The sequence below is a fragment of the Candidatus Woesearchaeota archaeon genome, assembly GCA_016192995.1.
Taxonomy (GTDB): Archaea; Nanobdellota; Nanobdellia; order Woesearchaeales; family DSVV01; genus JACPTB01.
Genome location: JACPTB010000013.1, coordinates 14,507 through 29,070 on the forward strand (window position 1 = coordinate 14,507; position 14,564 = coordinate 29,070).

The following is a 14,564-nucleotide window of genomic DNA, read 5'->3' on the forward strand; positions in this document are numbered from 1 at the left end:
TTCCCTAGTAATGGTGTTAAGAATATGTTTCAAGTTAACTATGATACTATCATACAGCGTATTAAAGAAAAAACACAGCTTTCAGAAGTAGTTATAGATGAAAAAATTAAAGAAAAAATGGCGCAGCTTTCCGGTTTAATTTCTAAAGAAGGCGCTGCTAATATCATTGCTAATCAATTAGGTGTTTCTTTAACTCAAGAAAGTCCTTTAAAAATAAATCAGTTGCAGCCAGGGCTGAAAAATATTCAACTTCATGGAAAGGTGCTGAGGAAATATAATCTTTATGAATTTACGCGCGGAGATACTGTTGGTAAAGTTGCAAGTTTTCAGCTTGGTGATGAAACCGGATCAGTAAGAGTAACTCTATGGCACGATCAAACAGCATTGTTTGAAGAACTTAAAGAAAATGATACGATTAAAATAGATGATGGCTATGTCAAAGAGAATAATGGGTATAAAGAAATTCACCTTAACACGAGAAGCAAACTCCATATTAATCCAAGTGATGTGTTTGTTGGGGAGATAAAAGCAAATGCTGGAATCACCAGAAAGAAAATTGTTGAGCTGCAAGATCAAGATAATAATGTTGAATTGCTTGGCACCGTTGTCCAAATTTTCGACATAAAATTTTATCCTATTTGTCCGGAATGCAATAAAAAAGTGCAAATGCACGAAGAAGGAGCTTTTTGTGCAGCCCATAACACCGTTATTCCTTCTCACTCATATGTTCTTAATCTTTTTCTGGACGATGGTTCAGACAACATTCGTGCGGTATTCTTTAAACAGCAGATTCAGCAGTTATTGAAGAAACAAGATCAAGAGATTCAGTTGTATCGGGAAGCGCCAGAAACATTTCTTCAAATAAAAAGTAATCTTCTTGGTGAAATGATAAAAGTTGCTGGTAGGGTAGTAAAGAACGCATTATTTGATCGTAAGGAGTTTGTCGTAAATATTCTTGAAACTAATCTTGATCCAGAAGATGAAATAAAGCGATCTCTGCAAGAAGCTGCAGTGAAAACATAGTTTGCACGACCAAGTTTTAAGATGCCTTTATAAATAAATGAATTCAATGATAGTATATGCTTGCAAGAACCCATGTTTGTTTTGCGTTATTACTCGCTATTATTACAGATTATTATTTTTCGTTTGAAATCCCCTTCTGGTGGTATGCCACTATCATGATAGGATGTAGTTTTCTTCCAGATATAGATATACCTACATCAAAGCTTGGAAAAAGAATAAAATTAGTGGGCTATATCTTCGAACATAGGGGTATATTCCACACTATCTGGCCAATGCTTTTTATGTTTTACATTCTGAATAAATATTTCTCATTTGATCTAGCGGCGAGCGCTATCATGGGATATTTTTCACATCTCTTGTTAGATATGTTAACCCCTAAAGGAATTCAACTGTTCTATCCATTAAAGTTAAAAATTAGAGGTTTTATCGAAACTGGTTCATTTTTAGAAAATATTGTTTGTATAATTCTATTAATGATCGATGCTGGACTTGTTTTGTATTTATTCTCTACAGAAAAATAAGTATTTTTACTCGATGAGGCAGTTTTTCTCTCATGCTAGTTGGTAGTATTCTCCTTCTTTTTTAATCTTCTCTTCTTTTTCGAGTACATGGAGAAATTTAACCAGCATATTTTCAGGAATGCCAGTATCTTTAATAAGTTCCAGCTGGCTTTTCTTTCCTTGGCGTAAAATATGCTTAATAAAATTTTTAGCAACAACAATACCATTATCTTTTAATAATTTATTCTCGCCAGCTATATTGGTAAGAAGCATATCAATATTATGGAGTTTTCCAAGCACATCGTTGAGGTAGTCATTTGCCTGTTGAATATCAAACAAGAGCTGGTCTGGTTCAACAATCTCAAGAGAAGCCGGTCGGTAATCAAAAGTAAACCACACCACTTTATCGAAACTATCGAACGTTAGTTCTAAATCAACAAATGTGCCGAAAAGTTTATCTGGTCGTTCTTCAGGTGGTGAGTAGTTTTCTTTAAGAACTCTAATACCTTTCTCCTTCTTCAATTTATCAATATATTGATGGAGTAAATTGTTAATATGATCTTTTGGTTTACCAATAACTTCAATAATGCTCGTAACAATAATCCTTTGCTCTTCCATTTCTCTAAAAAATTAGGCATAGTTTATATAGTTTTTGACCGCCAAATAAAAACTGCTCCTATACCTAATACTATTAAAAAACCAGCAAAGAAATAAGGAAGAAATTTTCTCTGCTGTTCATTTTTTGAGGCATACACGAACGTTCCTCCTTTTTCATAAATCTTTTCTTTTAACATCTGAAGATATTTTCTATTTTGGATATAACCTTGCACAGGTGTTTTTTGTTCAATATGGTTAATCGATGATTCTTTTACTATTTCAAGCTCTTTAATGTCAACGGTCTTATTATTTTTAATCACTTGCAATAAATATAAATTATTTCCTTCGCTGGTATTAGCAAGAAAAGTAAATGTTTTTTCTTTTTGTAAATCAACACTTCTCTGCTCTTGATAGTTGAGGCCATGCAGTTTTAAAATAGCTGTCCCATTTCCATCAAGAGTAGCATATAATTTTAGGTGTTCACCTATCTTTTTAGTTCTGGTGTAAAAACTCTTTATAGAAATATCATGGTCATTTTTCTCTAGTTCTTCAAGGTGGTTACATCTATTTTTTCCTGTAACAGTAAATAATTTTCTTGAATTTAATCCTAATCCTTCAGCAACAAAAAAATAATCACCTTCTTCAATGCTGCAGTCATGACTGAGTTTAAGGCTTATATCAAAAAATGTTTCCTTATATTTTTCAAGAAAATTTAATTTAATAAGTTCGCTTATTTTCTTTCCTTTTGGTGAAGCAGCATAAACATGAACACTGGTTCGTGTTGTGTTGCCTTTATATGCATGAATTTTTGCTTTAATATATTGGCCTAACTCAATTCCATCTTTTGGAGTATATACCTCTTCGATTACTAAAGAAGAGTCTTCAAAACGCTCTCCTTTCACATAAAACAGATGACGAGTATTTGTTAAAGAATTGGTATTATTGCATAACACCGTAAGATTTGAGATTAGAAAGTAAATTTGAAGTTCATTTCTTTGTGGTATAGTCCAAGATTTTTTATCAGTATTAGTTGTTTGAGAGCTTTTCTTTACTATATTTCCATAAACATCTTCAACCAAGTACTCAATAGTGTAGGGGAAAAAGCTGTCATTTTTGAAGGTAACTCTATGAAAAATTCCCACTTTTTGTCCAGAAGTATAGTTCAAAGCATCAGTAAAACTGGTAATACTAACATCGCAGGCAACACTGGCGCTTTCAAGAACATGTACCTCCTTACAAATAACACTCGTGGTGCCAATGCTATTTGCAAGGATATTAATGTTCCCGCAAATAAGATAATTTCCTGCTTGTTGAGAAAAGAAATAACCTAATTCGGTTCTTTTTGTTGATTTTAATGAAACAACAAAAGAATCCTCTCGGTAATGCTCTTGAGAACCAAGAGCATTAATCGTGTAATTGAAAGTAATATTTTTTGCTTCATCACCTTGTTTATAATCAAAATTAGCAATCTTAAAAAGCGAAGTATAATTAACGCTAGTGTAAATAACATCAGGAATAATAAATTCAAGAGTTACATTGATGAGAGTTATATTGATTTCAGAAGTATTACTTTGGTTCAGAATAGGATCTCCAATAATAGGTTGGGGTTCTGGTAGAAAATTGTTATCTTGGCATGGATTCCCTCCCTCTGTCAAAGATTCTTGCCAAGTATTGTTCATTAACTCAAGGCTTCTTCCATTGCCATTTGCTAAACTATTATTATAAACTAATGACGCAACAACACTTCCGTTATTATAATACATAAAAATAGTATCACCGCTATTATCGAGATCATCTCCTATGCTTTTTCCAGCAGTGTATATGCTGCAATTTAAACCAGATAAACTGGTATAATTGAACCCTTCTTCAACAATTATATGATAGTTGCTTGCAGCAGCGAGCAGCAAAGGTATAATGCTATCATTACTTTTTAAATCACCTAAAATAAAGTCGGAAAGATCAAGAGCATCATCACTATACACCTCAACAAATTCATGGTTATTATCATTACCTGATGGATTGTACATTATTTCATTGAATACTAAGCTTGATACAGATGGTATTATAACTAGAATAACTAAACAGAAGAGTAAGGGTAACAGCAAAAAATGAATTTTCATAAGAAAAACTATGACAAAAATCCATTATAAATTGGCTGTCAAAAAAAGAGCAAAATTTTCAGAAAAAGTCTAAAGGGTTACGGATTATTCGTAACATTTTCCGAAACAATTTCGACATCATTCCCAAGTTCTTTAAGCTCAGGCTTATGGGTCTTAAAAACTAAGTTATGGTTCTTAATAAATTCCTGAAAAGTCGTAGGAAATTCGGCTGTGCTTTGAACTCGAGTACAAGTTATTGCTTCGCCTTTGCCATTTTTCCGTTGCTTTATCCATTGAGTGTAAGCAGAATGGACGCTGTTTTCATATTTTTCATTAAACAGTTTTAACATCCATCCATCCCTTGTTGGTTTTTGTAAATAAATTCCAAAAGGTGCATAGACATACCTCTCAGCACCTTTTTCAAAATAGAAGAAATCATACTCACTATATACAGTATATCCCCCAAAATTACAGAGATATCGTACTCCTAAATTCTCCTGTTTTTTAATTTTTAAGCCAACACCAGCAACAACTATAAGTATAATCAGCAATGATAATGCAATCACTTTCTTCATATCATTCACCAAGCAGCGAGAATTAAAGTTTATTTATAAATATTATGATAAGAAAGGCGTTATTGAAAAGCTTGATGTTGCCATCAATATTGCGAAGCTAATTGAAATCAAATTCGAGTACTTTTCGGAGTGCCAGAGAGAAAAGTACTATCTATGAACTATGCCAAAGCTGAGCCGATGGCAACCTTTGCTTTGCAAAGAGAGCTTTTCAATAACGCCGATAAGAAAAGAGAAAATAAAAAGGAAAAACTTAATGTTGTTCTTCTTCACCAAAATTCTCACTAGCTTCGCCTTCAGGAACAAGATCTTCCTGAGGTGCTTCTTCTGCTGGTTGTTCTGGTGCAGGTTCTTGAGCAGGAGTTCCTTGAGCTTTACCAATCACTTCAGCAAAACCAAGTTTCTTTAAAACTTTAGTTACTCTAACTCTAACTTCATCCCCTTCATTGGTGTTAGGTACAAATAAGACAAACCCTCGCTTTTTCGCAATACCGTCTCCTTTTTCACCAACTGCCTCAATCTTTACATCCAACTCTTCTCCAACTTTCACTGGAGCAAAACTTCTTTGTGGCCTAAAACCACCATAGTTATTATTTCCATACATACTAAATTCACCTATCTAACTTATTTTATTAAGCATTAACACGATTGTTAATGCTTAATAAAATAAGATTATAAAACTCTTTATAAAGTTATTGAAATGAAGGTAAAATTAAAAAAAATAAAGGATTAAACATCCCTAATTCCTTCTTCTTTTACCACAAATACAGCTTCTGCATCAGCAAGATTAGGCGCATCTAATAATTTAGCTACTCTAGTTCCTTTCTTGCCTTTTCGTAAGTAAATTCTGAAGGTGGAGTTATGGCCAACAATATGCCCGCCAATTGATTCAGTTGGGTCGCCAAAAAACTGATCAGGTCTAGCCATAACTTGATTGGTAACATAGACGCATAAGTTATAGACATCAGCAAGTTTTGCTAAAACATGCATATGTTTGTTTAATTTTTGCTGCCGATCAGCAAGTGTCCCCCTTCCCACATATTCTGCCCTGAAATGCGCAGTTAAAGAATCAACAACTATTAGTTTTACATTAAGGTTTTTTTTGGTAATTAATTCTTCAACCTGCTCTGCTAACACCATTTGATGGTCAGAGTTATATGCACGCGCGACTTTGATTTGTTTCAAGACTCTTTCAGGATCCAAACCAACACCTTTTGCGAATTGAATAATTCTTTCAGGTCTGAACGTATTCTCAGTATCAAGGTAAACAGCTACTGCATCAGGTATCTGTTTAATCATGTTGACACATAATTGATGTGCTACTTGAGTCTTGCTGCTCCCATATTGACCATAACACTCAGTTATTGCACCAGTTTCAAACCCACCGGCAAGTATAGTATCAAAAGCATTGCTTCCGGTGCTAAGACGGATTACTTGCTCACGCTTTTTAAGAATATCTTCAGCGCTTTCAAATCCCATATCAATAGAACTTCGAGATGCTTGAATTAATTTTCTGGCAACAACTTCACTTATTCCTGCAGCATTGACCAATTCTCCGGGGGTTGCTACAGCAATAGCCATGACCGTATCAAAGCCGGCTAAGCGTAATTTTTCAGCAGTAGCTGCGCCAACTCCTGGTAAGGATTCTAATCCTTGGATCTTTCCAGGTTTTTTATCTTTGCCATCACTGACAAAATCTGTAGCCTCCTCACTAGTTGTATTGATATCTTCTTCCATATTCTCATACAAATCATCCTGTTCTTCTTCTGCCATTTTTTTTGCTAACATAGGTATCACCTTCTTTATTTTATATTTATTGAATTTTTAGTACCCTAAACTCCTTAATAAGCTCGACTGCGACTTTTCCGAAAATACGTATCCGTAATCCGAATATCTCTACAAAAAAAACAAAAAAACTCCCAAAAAACAAGGAGTTATAAGCTCATTTTCCGAAAATTTCGGAAAGGTTTTGTGCCTTTTTTATTCCTTATTGAGACAATGCATGTTGTTCGTCATCATGTAGAATAAGGTATTCATAGGCTTTTCCTAAGGCAATCATTGCTCTTGGCAGATCATTGACGCGATAAGAATTCGTCCTTTGCCATTGGCCTTGTTTATCCTTATAAACTCGGTCTAAGGAAATGGTCTTAAAATCTCCTTCTTCACCAAGTTTATTTTGCACAGGGTTTTTCCAGATCGTTGCTGAAATAGCTCCTGCTCTTATTTTCTTTAAAGGTTGGTTTTTTTCCATAGTTGACTCCCTCCTTGCTTTTCGCATTTTATTTCATCTTCGCATAGAGCGAAGTGGAGTATGAATATAAGCCACAGAGCAGTTTCCTGCAAAGTGGTGTAGGGGTGTACATATTGTCCAGAATTTCTGAACAATAATTATATCAGTGAAAAACTTGTTTATATACCTCACAACGCCATGTCCACTAATAACGCTAAATTGCTCTATAAATTAAGAATTCATGCTCATCAAGCTCTATAATCCACAAGACATCGCGTGTCCAGTGCTTATAATAAAGTTATAATATTAGAATACCGAAAACTATAAATAACTACCAACGCTTTGCAAGATCATGCAAGACTTGCGTAATCAGCTTGAAGCATTATTATTTGCCTGCGGAAAGAAGATTTCTGTTGAAGAATTACAGTTTTTAATAGGTAATTTGCCGCTTGAAGTGATTAAAGAAAATTTAGAAGCATTGCAGCGTTCTTATGAAGAAAGGAACTCTCCATTAATGATCATGGAGGAAAATGATGGCTGGAAATTAACTGCGAGAGAGAAATATCTTCCTTTAGTGCAAAAGATCAATCCCCATACAGAATTGTCAAAAACTATTATGGAAACACTGGCAGTTATTGCTTGGAAACAGCCAATTATGCAAAGTGAAGTGATCCATATTCGTACGAATAAAGCATATGAGCATATTGACGAATTGGAAAAAATGGGTTTTATAGGTAAAGAAAAGTATGGAAGAACTTATATAATTAAATTAACCCAGAAATTCTTTGATTATTTTGATTTGTCAAATAATGCAGCAGCTCGCGAAGTATTTAAAGATATCAAAGTAGATGAAGAACTGCAGAAGAAAATGGATGAGTTTAAAGAAGAAGAATTAGCAAAAAACAAAGAAATTGAAGACACGGAAAAAACTGAAGACATCTACAAAAAAGATGAACGTGAAGAAATGCTTAATGAAGACGAAATTGATGAAAAAGAAGAAGCATTTATTGAAGGCTACGAAGATAATAAAGCAGAAAATGCTGAAAAACAGCCAAAGACTGAAGAGAAAAAACAACAAAAGGATCAAGATGCTTCAGATCAAATGCAAGAAATGTGGTCAAATAATGAACTACCAGCCTCTTAAGAACATTTCTTCTGCAACCATTAAAAAATGTGTTTTTTGTAATTTTTCCATTAAGGTCAAAAAATATATCACCCAGGAAATTAAGAAAACAACTGGTTTGCCTTCTTTAACGTAGATTTATGGAGAACTTTGCAAGTATTTTGCAAAGTTCTCTAAGTAGAAAAGTAGAAAATTTTGCTCTGTCGAAATTTTCTGCGCAGCAAAATTTTCCCAAAAATATATAAACCCCTCTTCCTTTAAAAGACAAAAGAGGTTTTATAAATGGAAAGAAATATGCTCTACCTATCAGGGATGGTGTTTTTAGTGCTTATGGTGGCTTTATTTACCAATGCCAACACTCTTTCCACACCTACAGGAAATGTTATTGGTGGCAAGCTAGGGAATCTCAAAGGTCTTCCAGGAACTCATAATCTTGCAGTTCCTGATCATTTAAACCAACCAGGAAAAGTGATATTTGAAGGAAGAGAATATAAAAACTACTGCCTTAGTGATGAGCATCCAGAGTATAAATATACTCAATCAAGAAACTATCTTAAAAGATTTTTCATTGCAGATAATCAAATAAAATCAGCATGGACTAATTGCGAAGTTACTGATCAAATATGTGAAAAAGGTCGATGCACTGGTGCTTATGATCCTCGAAAAATCCCTAATAAAGATGAATTTCAGCGAGAGGTTTGGAAATAAATGAAAACTACCCTGTATTATCTCAGCGCAATAGCTTTAATAGTACTAACGGTAAGCTTATTCGCAAAAGCAAACAATCAATCAATAACAGGTAATAGTATTTATGATAATCCGGCGCTTTTCTCAAACAGATGTGAAACTTATTATGATAATAGCCTATTATTTGGTGGGACAATTTACCATAATTACTGTTATGTTAATAAAAACGATCTTAAAGAATATCTTCATAAATATGAATGTTTTGCAGGTCATATGATGACGCGTGATGTAGACTGCCAAGCATCAGGAAAAGTCTGTTCTAAAAACAGATGTATTCGCCCGCCAAAAACAAGGAAATATACGAATTCATAAAGAGAGGGTAACTAGTATCTTAAAACATTGAATTCATCGTTTATACGGCGTATAAACGATGTTCTAAAAGAAAAGATTTTTAAATAAACTCCCTTTCGAAATCACTATGAAACGAGATGAGAAAGGTTCTAATCTTAACCCTGAAAAAAGTGCTTCTCACGATGAAAATGTTCCGGTCTTAGATTCTCATATTATTGAAAAACCTATTGAACAAGAAATGAAAACAGCATATCTTGATTATGCAATGTCAGTTATTATTGGAAGGGCATTGCCAGACATTAGGGATGGTTTAAAGCCTGTTCATCGAAGAATTCTCTATGCAATGTACGATATGGGGATGCTGCATAATAAGCCTTTTAAGAAGAGTGCAAGAATAGTTGGTGAATGTTTTGTAAAAGATACACTAGTAGCAACTTCTCGAGGATTAATTCCAATCCAATATATTGAGAAAGGAGATGTTGTATCTACGCAAAAGGGTGAGCATAAAGTTACTGAATTATATGAAATGCCTGAGAAAAAATTATTAAAAATTATTCTAAAAAATGGAACTTCAAATACAGTTACACCATCGCAAAAATTTAAAGTGATTAATGGGGAGTTAGAGTTTGTATGGAAGGAAGCAAAAGATTTGAATGAAGAAGATTATGTAATGGTCAAAAATGTTTATCCGAATATTAAAAAAGAGGTTTTGCTTGGTAAGTTCAATAATAAGAGAATTTATCTTAATAAAAATATTGCTTATGTATTAGGCCAATTATTATCAGATGGATGGGTAGAAAAAGGATATAATCATAGGAAAGGCTTTCGTTGCGGCTTTTGTTCAAATTCTGTTGAAGTAATTACTAAAATCAAAGAAATTCTGCAACAGGAGTTTAATTATGAAGCAACAGTAGAATATAAAGAAAAAGAAATAATAACTGCTTCAGGAAGTCTTTTGTTAAGTAAACTTCAAACAGTGCGAATTAATGCGACTGCAATAAATCAATTCTTAGTGCAAGCATTTAACCTTGAAGGTGTAAATGCGTATACTAAAATAATTCCAAAACAAATATTTCAATCACCTCAGTCTGTAGTGTTTTCTCTTATTTCAGGTATGATTGATGGTGATGGCAGTGTTCACAACAAAAGGAATCAAATTCACTATGGAAGTATCTCAGAAAAAATGATTGACCAACTGCAAATATTGCTTCAGTCTCTTGGCGTTATGAGTAGAAAATCAGTAACTACCAAATTACTTGGGGGTGTCATTAATCAACGAAAAATAATGAGCAAGCATCCTTTTTATAATTTAGAAATAGAAGGAAGGTTTGCAGTGCAATTAGCCAAACAATTACAGCTTCAGCATGAAATAAAAGCTGAGAGGGTTGCTAATTTTAAAAAAAAAATGTTGAAGGTAAGTCATTTTGACGAAATTCCTTATGCAGGGAAAGTTCTTTTTGAGGAATTATCCAAGCATCATCTTGGTAGTGGTTGGTATAAGGATAAGATCAATTCAAAATATTCTGACGTTATAAATCATATTTTAGAAAATAACATTTTCTTTTTAAAAATTGAAAAGGTTGCAGAAGCAAAGAGTGACAAAACATACGATATTCAAGTTGAACATGAACACGAATTTATAGCGAATGGTATGATCTCTCATAATTGTCTCGGAAAATATCATCCACATGGTGATTCAGCTGTTTATGAATCATTAGTAAGAATGGCTCAGGATTTTTCACTGCGTTATTTATTAGTCGATGGTCAAGGTAATTTTGGAAGTATCGACGGTGATTCAGCAGCCGCAATGAGGTACTGCATTACCGGTGATAGTTTAGTTATTACTAATGATGGGTTAGTAAGAATTGATGAAATTTCAAAACAAGAAAATATTAACATCAAAGTTCTTTCAAAAGATAAACAGGTTCATGCAGCTTCAAAATGGTTTGATTCAGGTCAACACCCAACCTTAAAAATTATTACGAATAAAGGATATTCTTTAACTGGTACGTACAATCACCCAGTACTTACTATGACTGCTAATGAAATAGGCAAGCCCATCTTTGAATGGAAACTACTTGAACATATCCACGAAGGAGAGTTTGTTGTTATTGATCGTTCAACAGATACGTTCTGGCCAGAAAAGCAGAAAGAATTAGTATCTTATTATCCTGAAATTAGAAAAACAAGAAAACCAAGAACATTGCCGCAGTATCTTAATCAAGATCTCGGATATATTTTAGGATCTTTCATTTCAGAAGGAACGTTGAATGCTGATAATAAAATAGAGTTTTGTAATACAGATATAAATTGGATTAATGCATTATCAGCAGTGTGGAATAAATTATTTCCTGATACAAGGTTGCATTTTTTCAAGAGAAAACCAAGTTCGTATGGTAAAAAAGAATATTATAGGTTAGAATGTCATGGTCGTTATACATTAGAGTTTCTCCGAAATATTGGTTTAACAGCAACTAAATCAGCCAAGAGAGCTGTTCCAAAACTGATATTTCAATCACCTAAAGAAGTTGTTGCTTCATTTTTAAAAGCATATTTTGAAGGAGATGGAAGTATAAGCTATGCTCATAAAATGATAGAACTAAGTTGCTGTTCAAAAAGTGAAGGATTAATAACAGAATTACAAATTTTACTGTTGCGTTTTGGTATTGATAGTTTCAAAAGATACGATAAATACAGAGAAATTTGGAAACTATATCTCCGTGGAAAACGAAATGTTCTTAGATTTTACAAAGAAATAGGATTCTTGTCAGATTATAAAATGAAGAAATTAGAATATGTTCTTTATAACTACAAAAAAGAGTCCTCAAGCACTGATTATGTTCCTTTTATCTCTGATTTTATAAGAAGCAGAACAGATGATTCATTTACTCAAAAAAACAATTTTGATCGTTATGGAACAATGGAAAAAAACTATCATACTATTTCAAAAATTCTTTTAGAAAAAACAAAAGTTGATCATGCTTCATTATTTGAGTATTTTCTAACGTACAATTATTTATTTGACAAAGTTCTTGCAAAGCAAGAAGCAGGTATTCAAAAAGTGTTCTCATTAAGAGTCGATAGCAATTGTCATTCTTTTATTAGCAATGGTATTATCAGTCATAATACTGAGTCGCGAATGGCAAAACTCGGAGAAGAGCTTCTTCAAGATATTGACAAAGAAACAGTTACGTTTGTTGATAATTTTGATGGCAGTTTAAAAGAACCAAACGTACTGCCTGCTAAATTTCCTAATTTATTGGTTAATGGCAGCTCAGGTATTGCTGTAGGAATGGCTACAAATATTCCGCCGCATAATTTGGGCGAGATTAGTGATGGGATTGTCAAGGCAATAGATAATCCTGGTATTTCAATTACAGAATTGATGAATTCAATCAGAGGCCCTGATTTTCCAACAGGAGGTTTAATTTTAGGAAAAGCTGGTTTGGTAAGCGCCTATACCACAGGAAAAGGCAAGATCAAAGTTCGCGCTAGAACAAGCATTGAAACAAAAAAAGAGCGCGAAGCTATTATCGTCCATGAAATTCCTTATATGGTCAATAAGTCAACATTAATTACTGAAATTGCTGAATTTGTGAAGGATAAAGTTATTGAAGGGATTTCAGATTTGCGTGATGAATCTGATAAATCAGGATTAAGAATTTATATTGAACTTAAAAAAGGAACTTCAGCAGATGTCGTATTGAATCAATTATTCAAACATAGTAAATTGCAGGTTACTTTCGGTATAAATTTCCTCGCCATTGTTGATAACAAACCGCGAACATTGTCTTTGAAAGAGATGGTAGGCGAATTTATTAAACACCGTAAGGATGTGATTACAAAACGAACACAGTATGATCTAATAAAAGCAGAGGAAAGGGTGCACATTCTTGAAGGGTTAAGAATTGCGTTGGATAATATTGATGGAGCCATTGCATTAATCAAAAGCTCAAAAGAAACAAAAATTGCTCGTGATAAATTGATGGAGAAATATACACTAACTGAAATACAGGCTGTAGCAATTCTTGATATGAAGTTGCAGCGTTTGACTGCTCTTGAGCAGGATAAAATAAGGCTAGAGCTTAAGGAACTTTTAACTAAAATTGTAGATTACAAAGATATTCTTGCTCATGAAATAAGAGTGCTTACTATTATCAAAAATGAATTGCAAGAGCTTAAAAGCAGCTATAATGATGAGAGAAGAACAGAGATCACGAATATTGATGATGATAACTTAGAAATTGAAGATTTTATCGAAGAACAAGAGTGTGTTGTTACTATCACGCATGCAGGATATGTAAAGCGCTTGCCCGTTGATACGTATAAGTCCCAAGGGAGAGGGGGAAAAGGCATTGTTGCCACAACAACTAAAGACGAAGATGTTGTTGAACATCTGTTTATCGCTAACACCCACGACTCTTTGCTGGTATTTACTAATGACGGCACGGTCCATTGGATGAAAGTATTTAAAATTCCTGAAGGTTCTCGCCAAGCAAGAGGAAAAGCAATAGTTAATCTCCTTGCTATAGATGAAAAGACAAAAATTACTTCCTGTATCCCTATTAAAGAATTTGTTGCAGACAAATATTTAGTGATGGTAACTGAGAAAGGCGTGGTGAAAAAGACTTCGCTTGAAGCATATTCACATCCTCGTCAAGGTGGCATTAAAGCGATTACTTTAGATGAAGGTGATTGCCTAGTGAATGTATTGCTCACTGATGGTGAATCTCAAATATTAATTGCAACCCGCGATGGGCAGGCAGTTAAATTTCATGAAGAAGATGCACGGGCGATAGGAAGAACTTCTCGAGGAGTAAGAGGTATAACCTTAAAGGGTGATGACACAGTAATTGGTGCAGTGATTGCGAAAGATGAAAAAACATTATTGACTATAACTGAGAATGGTTATGGAAAACGGACACCCGTAAGTGAATATCGCCTCATTAATCGTGGTGGTTCAGGAGTTATCAATATCCAATGTTCTGAGCGCAATGGTAGAGTTATTGCAGTTGATGAAGTTAATGACGAAGATGAATTAATGTTCATCTCGAAAAACGGTATTATTATCCGTACTAGGGCAAAAGATATCTCGAGTATTGGGAGAAACACCCAGGGTGTTCGTTTAATGCGTCTTGATGCAGATGACAAAATAGTAGCTACAGCAAAGATCGTTAATGAAGATAATCCAGAAGAAATGAAATTCACTTATAATCCAAATCATCCTCATAAATAGGTGTTGTTTAACATGGCTCTGGTGAAAATGTAGTTTTTGGCATCTTTTGGTGAGGCTCTTCAGTGTTATCAACGAGGATTTTTCGGAGTGCCAGAGAGAAAAATCCAGTCAAACTACACTTCAAAAGCCGAACTGATGCCAAAACC

Annotated in this window: 12 protein-coding genes and 3 pseudogenes; 9 read left to right on the forward strand and 6 right to left on the reverse strand. The window is 33.9% G+C overall.

Annotated features, from left to right (window positions below):
- Positions 1-24: 24 nt before the first annotated feature.
- Positions 25-1,023, forward strand: coding sequence for a hypothetical protein (locus HYY69_07905; GenBank protein ID MBI3033373.1), 999 nt, complete (start codon positions 25-27; stop codon positions 1,021-1,023).
- 56 nt (positions 1,024-1,079) lie between these two features.
- Entirely contained in the window at positions 1,080-1,544 is a 465-nt protein-coding gene (locus HYY69_07910; protein MBI3033374.1) for a metal-dependent hydrolase, read from the forward strand.
- Between the two features lie 30 nt (positions 1,545-1,574).
- On the opposite strand, the gene HYY69_07915 is transcribed toward HYY69_07910, so the two are convergent.
- From HYY69_07915 to HYY69_07940, 6 genes are all read right to left on the reverse strand, one after another.
- Entirely contained in the window at positions 1,575-2,141 is a 567-nt protein-coding gene (locus HYY69_07915; protein ID MBI3033375.1) for a hypothetical protein, read from the reverse strand.
- Between the two features lie 23 nt (positions 2,142-2,164).
- On the reverse strand, positions 2,165-4,240 hold the full coding sequence (locus tag HYY69_07920; GenBank protein ID MBI3033376.1) for a lamin tail domain-containing protein: 2,076 nt from the start codon (positions 4,238-4,240) through the stop codon (positions 2,165-2,167).
- A 77-nt stretch (positions 4,241-4,317) separates the two neighbouring features.
- The gene (locus HYY69_07925) at positions 4,318-4,803 is read right to left on the reverse strand and encodes a hypothetical protein (protein ID MBI3033377.1); all 486 of its coding nucleotides are present in this window, start codon (positions 4,801-4,803) and stop codon (positions 4,318-4,320) included.
- Positions 4,804-5,044: 241 nt separating this feature from the next.
- Positions 5,045-5,395 carry a TRAM domain-containing protein gene (locus HYY69_07930; GenBank protein MBI3033378.1) on the reverse strand — a complete coding sequence of 117 codons (351 nt, stop codon included), beginning with the start codon at positions 5,393-5,395 and terminating at the stop codon, positions 5,045-5,047.
- A 125-nt stretch (positions 5,396-5,520) separates the two neighbouring features.
- Complete coding sequence (gene radA, locus HYY69_07935) at positions 5,521-6,564, reverse strand: DNA repair and recombination protein RadA (protein ID MBI3033379.1); 1,044 nt, start codon at positions 6,562-6,564, stop codon at positions 5,521-5,523.
- Between the two features lie 214 nt (positions 6,565-6,778).
- Positions 6,779-7,042 carry a hypothetical protein gene (locus tag HYY69_07940; protein ID MBI3033380.1) on the reverse strand — a complete coding sequence of 88 codons (264 nt, stop codon included), beginning with the start codon at positions 7,040-7,042 and terminating at the stop codon, positions 6,779-6,781.
- A 331-nt stretch (positions 7,043-7,373) separates the two neighbouring features.
- Between HYY69_07940 and scpB the strand changes: the two genes are divergently transcribed.
- The 7 genes and pseudogenes from scpB to gyrA all read left to right on the forward strand — a co-directional run bounded on the left by scpB (position 7,374) and on the right by gyrA (position 14,418).
- Positions 7,374-8,165, forward strand: coding sequence for an SMC-Scp complex subunit ScpB (scpB, locus tag HYY69_07945; protein ID MBI3033381.1), 792 nt, complete (start codon positions 7,374-7,376; stop codon positions 8,163-8,165).
- 261 nt (positions 8,166-8,426) lie between these two features.
- Positions 8,427-8,852 carry a hypothetical protein gene (locus HYY69_07950; GenBank protein ID MBI3033382.1) on the forward strand — a complete coding sequence of 142 codons (426 nt, stop codon included), beginning with the start codon at positions 8,427-8,429 and terminating at the stop codon, positions 8,850-8,852.
- Positions 8,853-9,203 carry a hypothetical protein gene (locus tag HYY69_07955; protein ID MBI3033383.1) on the forward strand — a complete coding sequence of 117 codons (351 nt, stop codon included), beginning with the start codon at positions 8,853-8,855 and terminating at the stop codon, positions 9,201-9,203.
- Between the two features lie 106 nt (positions 9,204-9,309).
- A pseudogene (locus tag HYY69_07960) lies at positions 9,310-9,585 on the forward strand (hypothetical protein).
- Positions 9,586-10,845: 1,260 nt separating this feature from the next.
- Positions 10,846-10,998: pseudogene (locus HYY69_07965) on the forward strand (hypothetical protein).
- A gap of 216 nt (positions 10,999-11,214) precedes the next feature.
- Positions 11,215-11,943, forward strand: a pseudogene (locus tag HYY69_07970) (hypothetical protein).
- Between the two features lie 18 nt (positions 11,944-11,961).
- Positions 11,962-14,418, forward strand: a complete 2,457-nt coding sequence (gene gyrA, locus HYY69_07975) for a DNA gyrase subunit A (protein ID MBI3033384.1) — start codon at positions 11,962-11,964, stop codon at positions 14,416-14,418.
- Positions 14,419-14,564 lie beyond the last annotated feature (146 nt).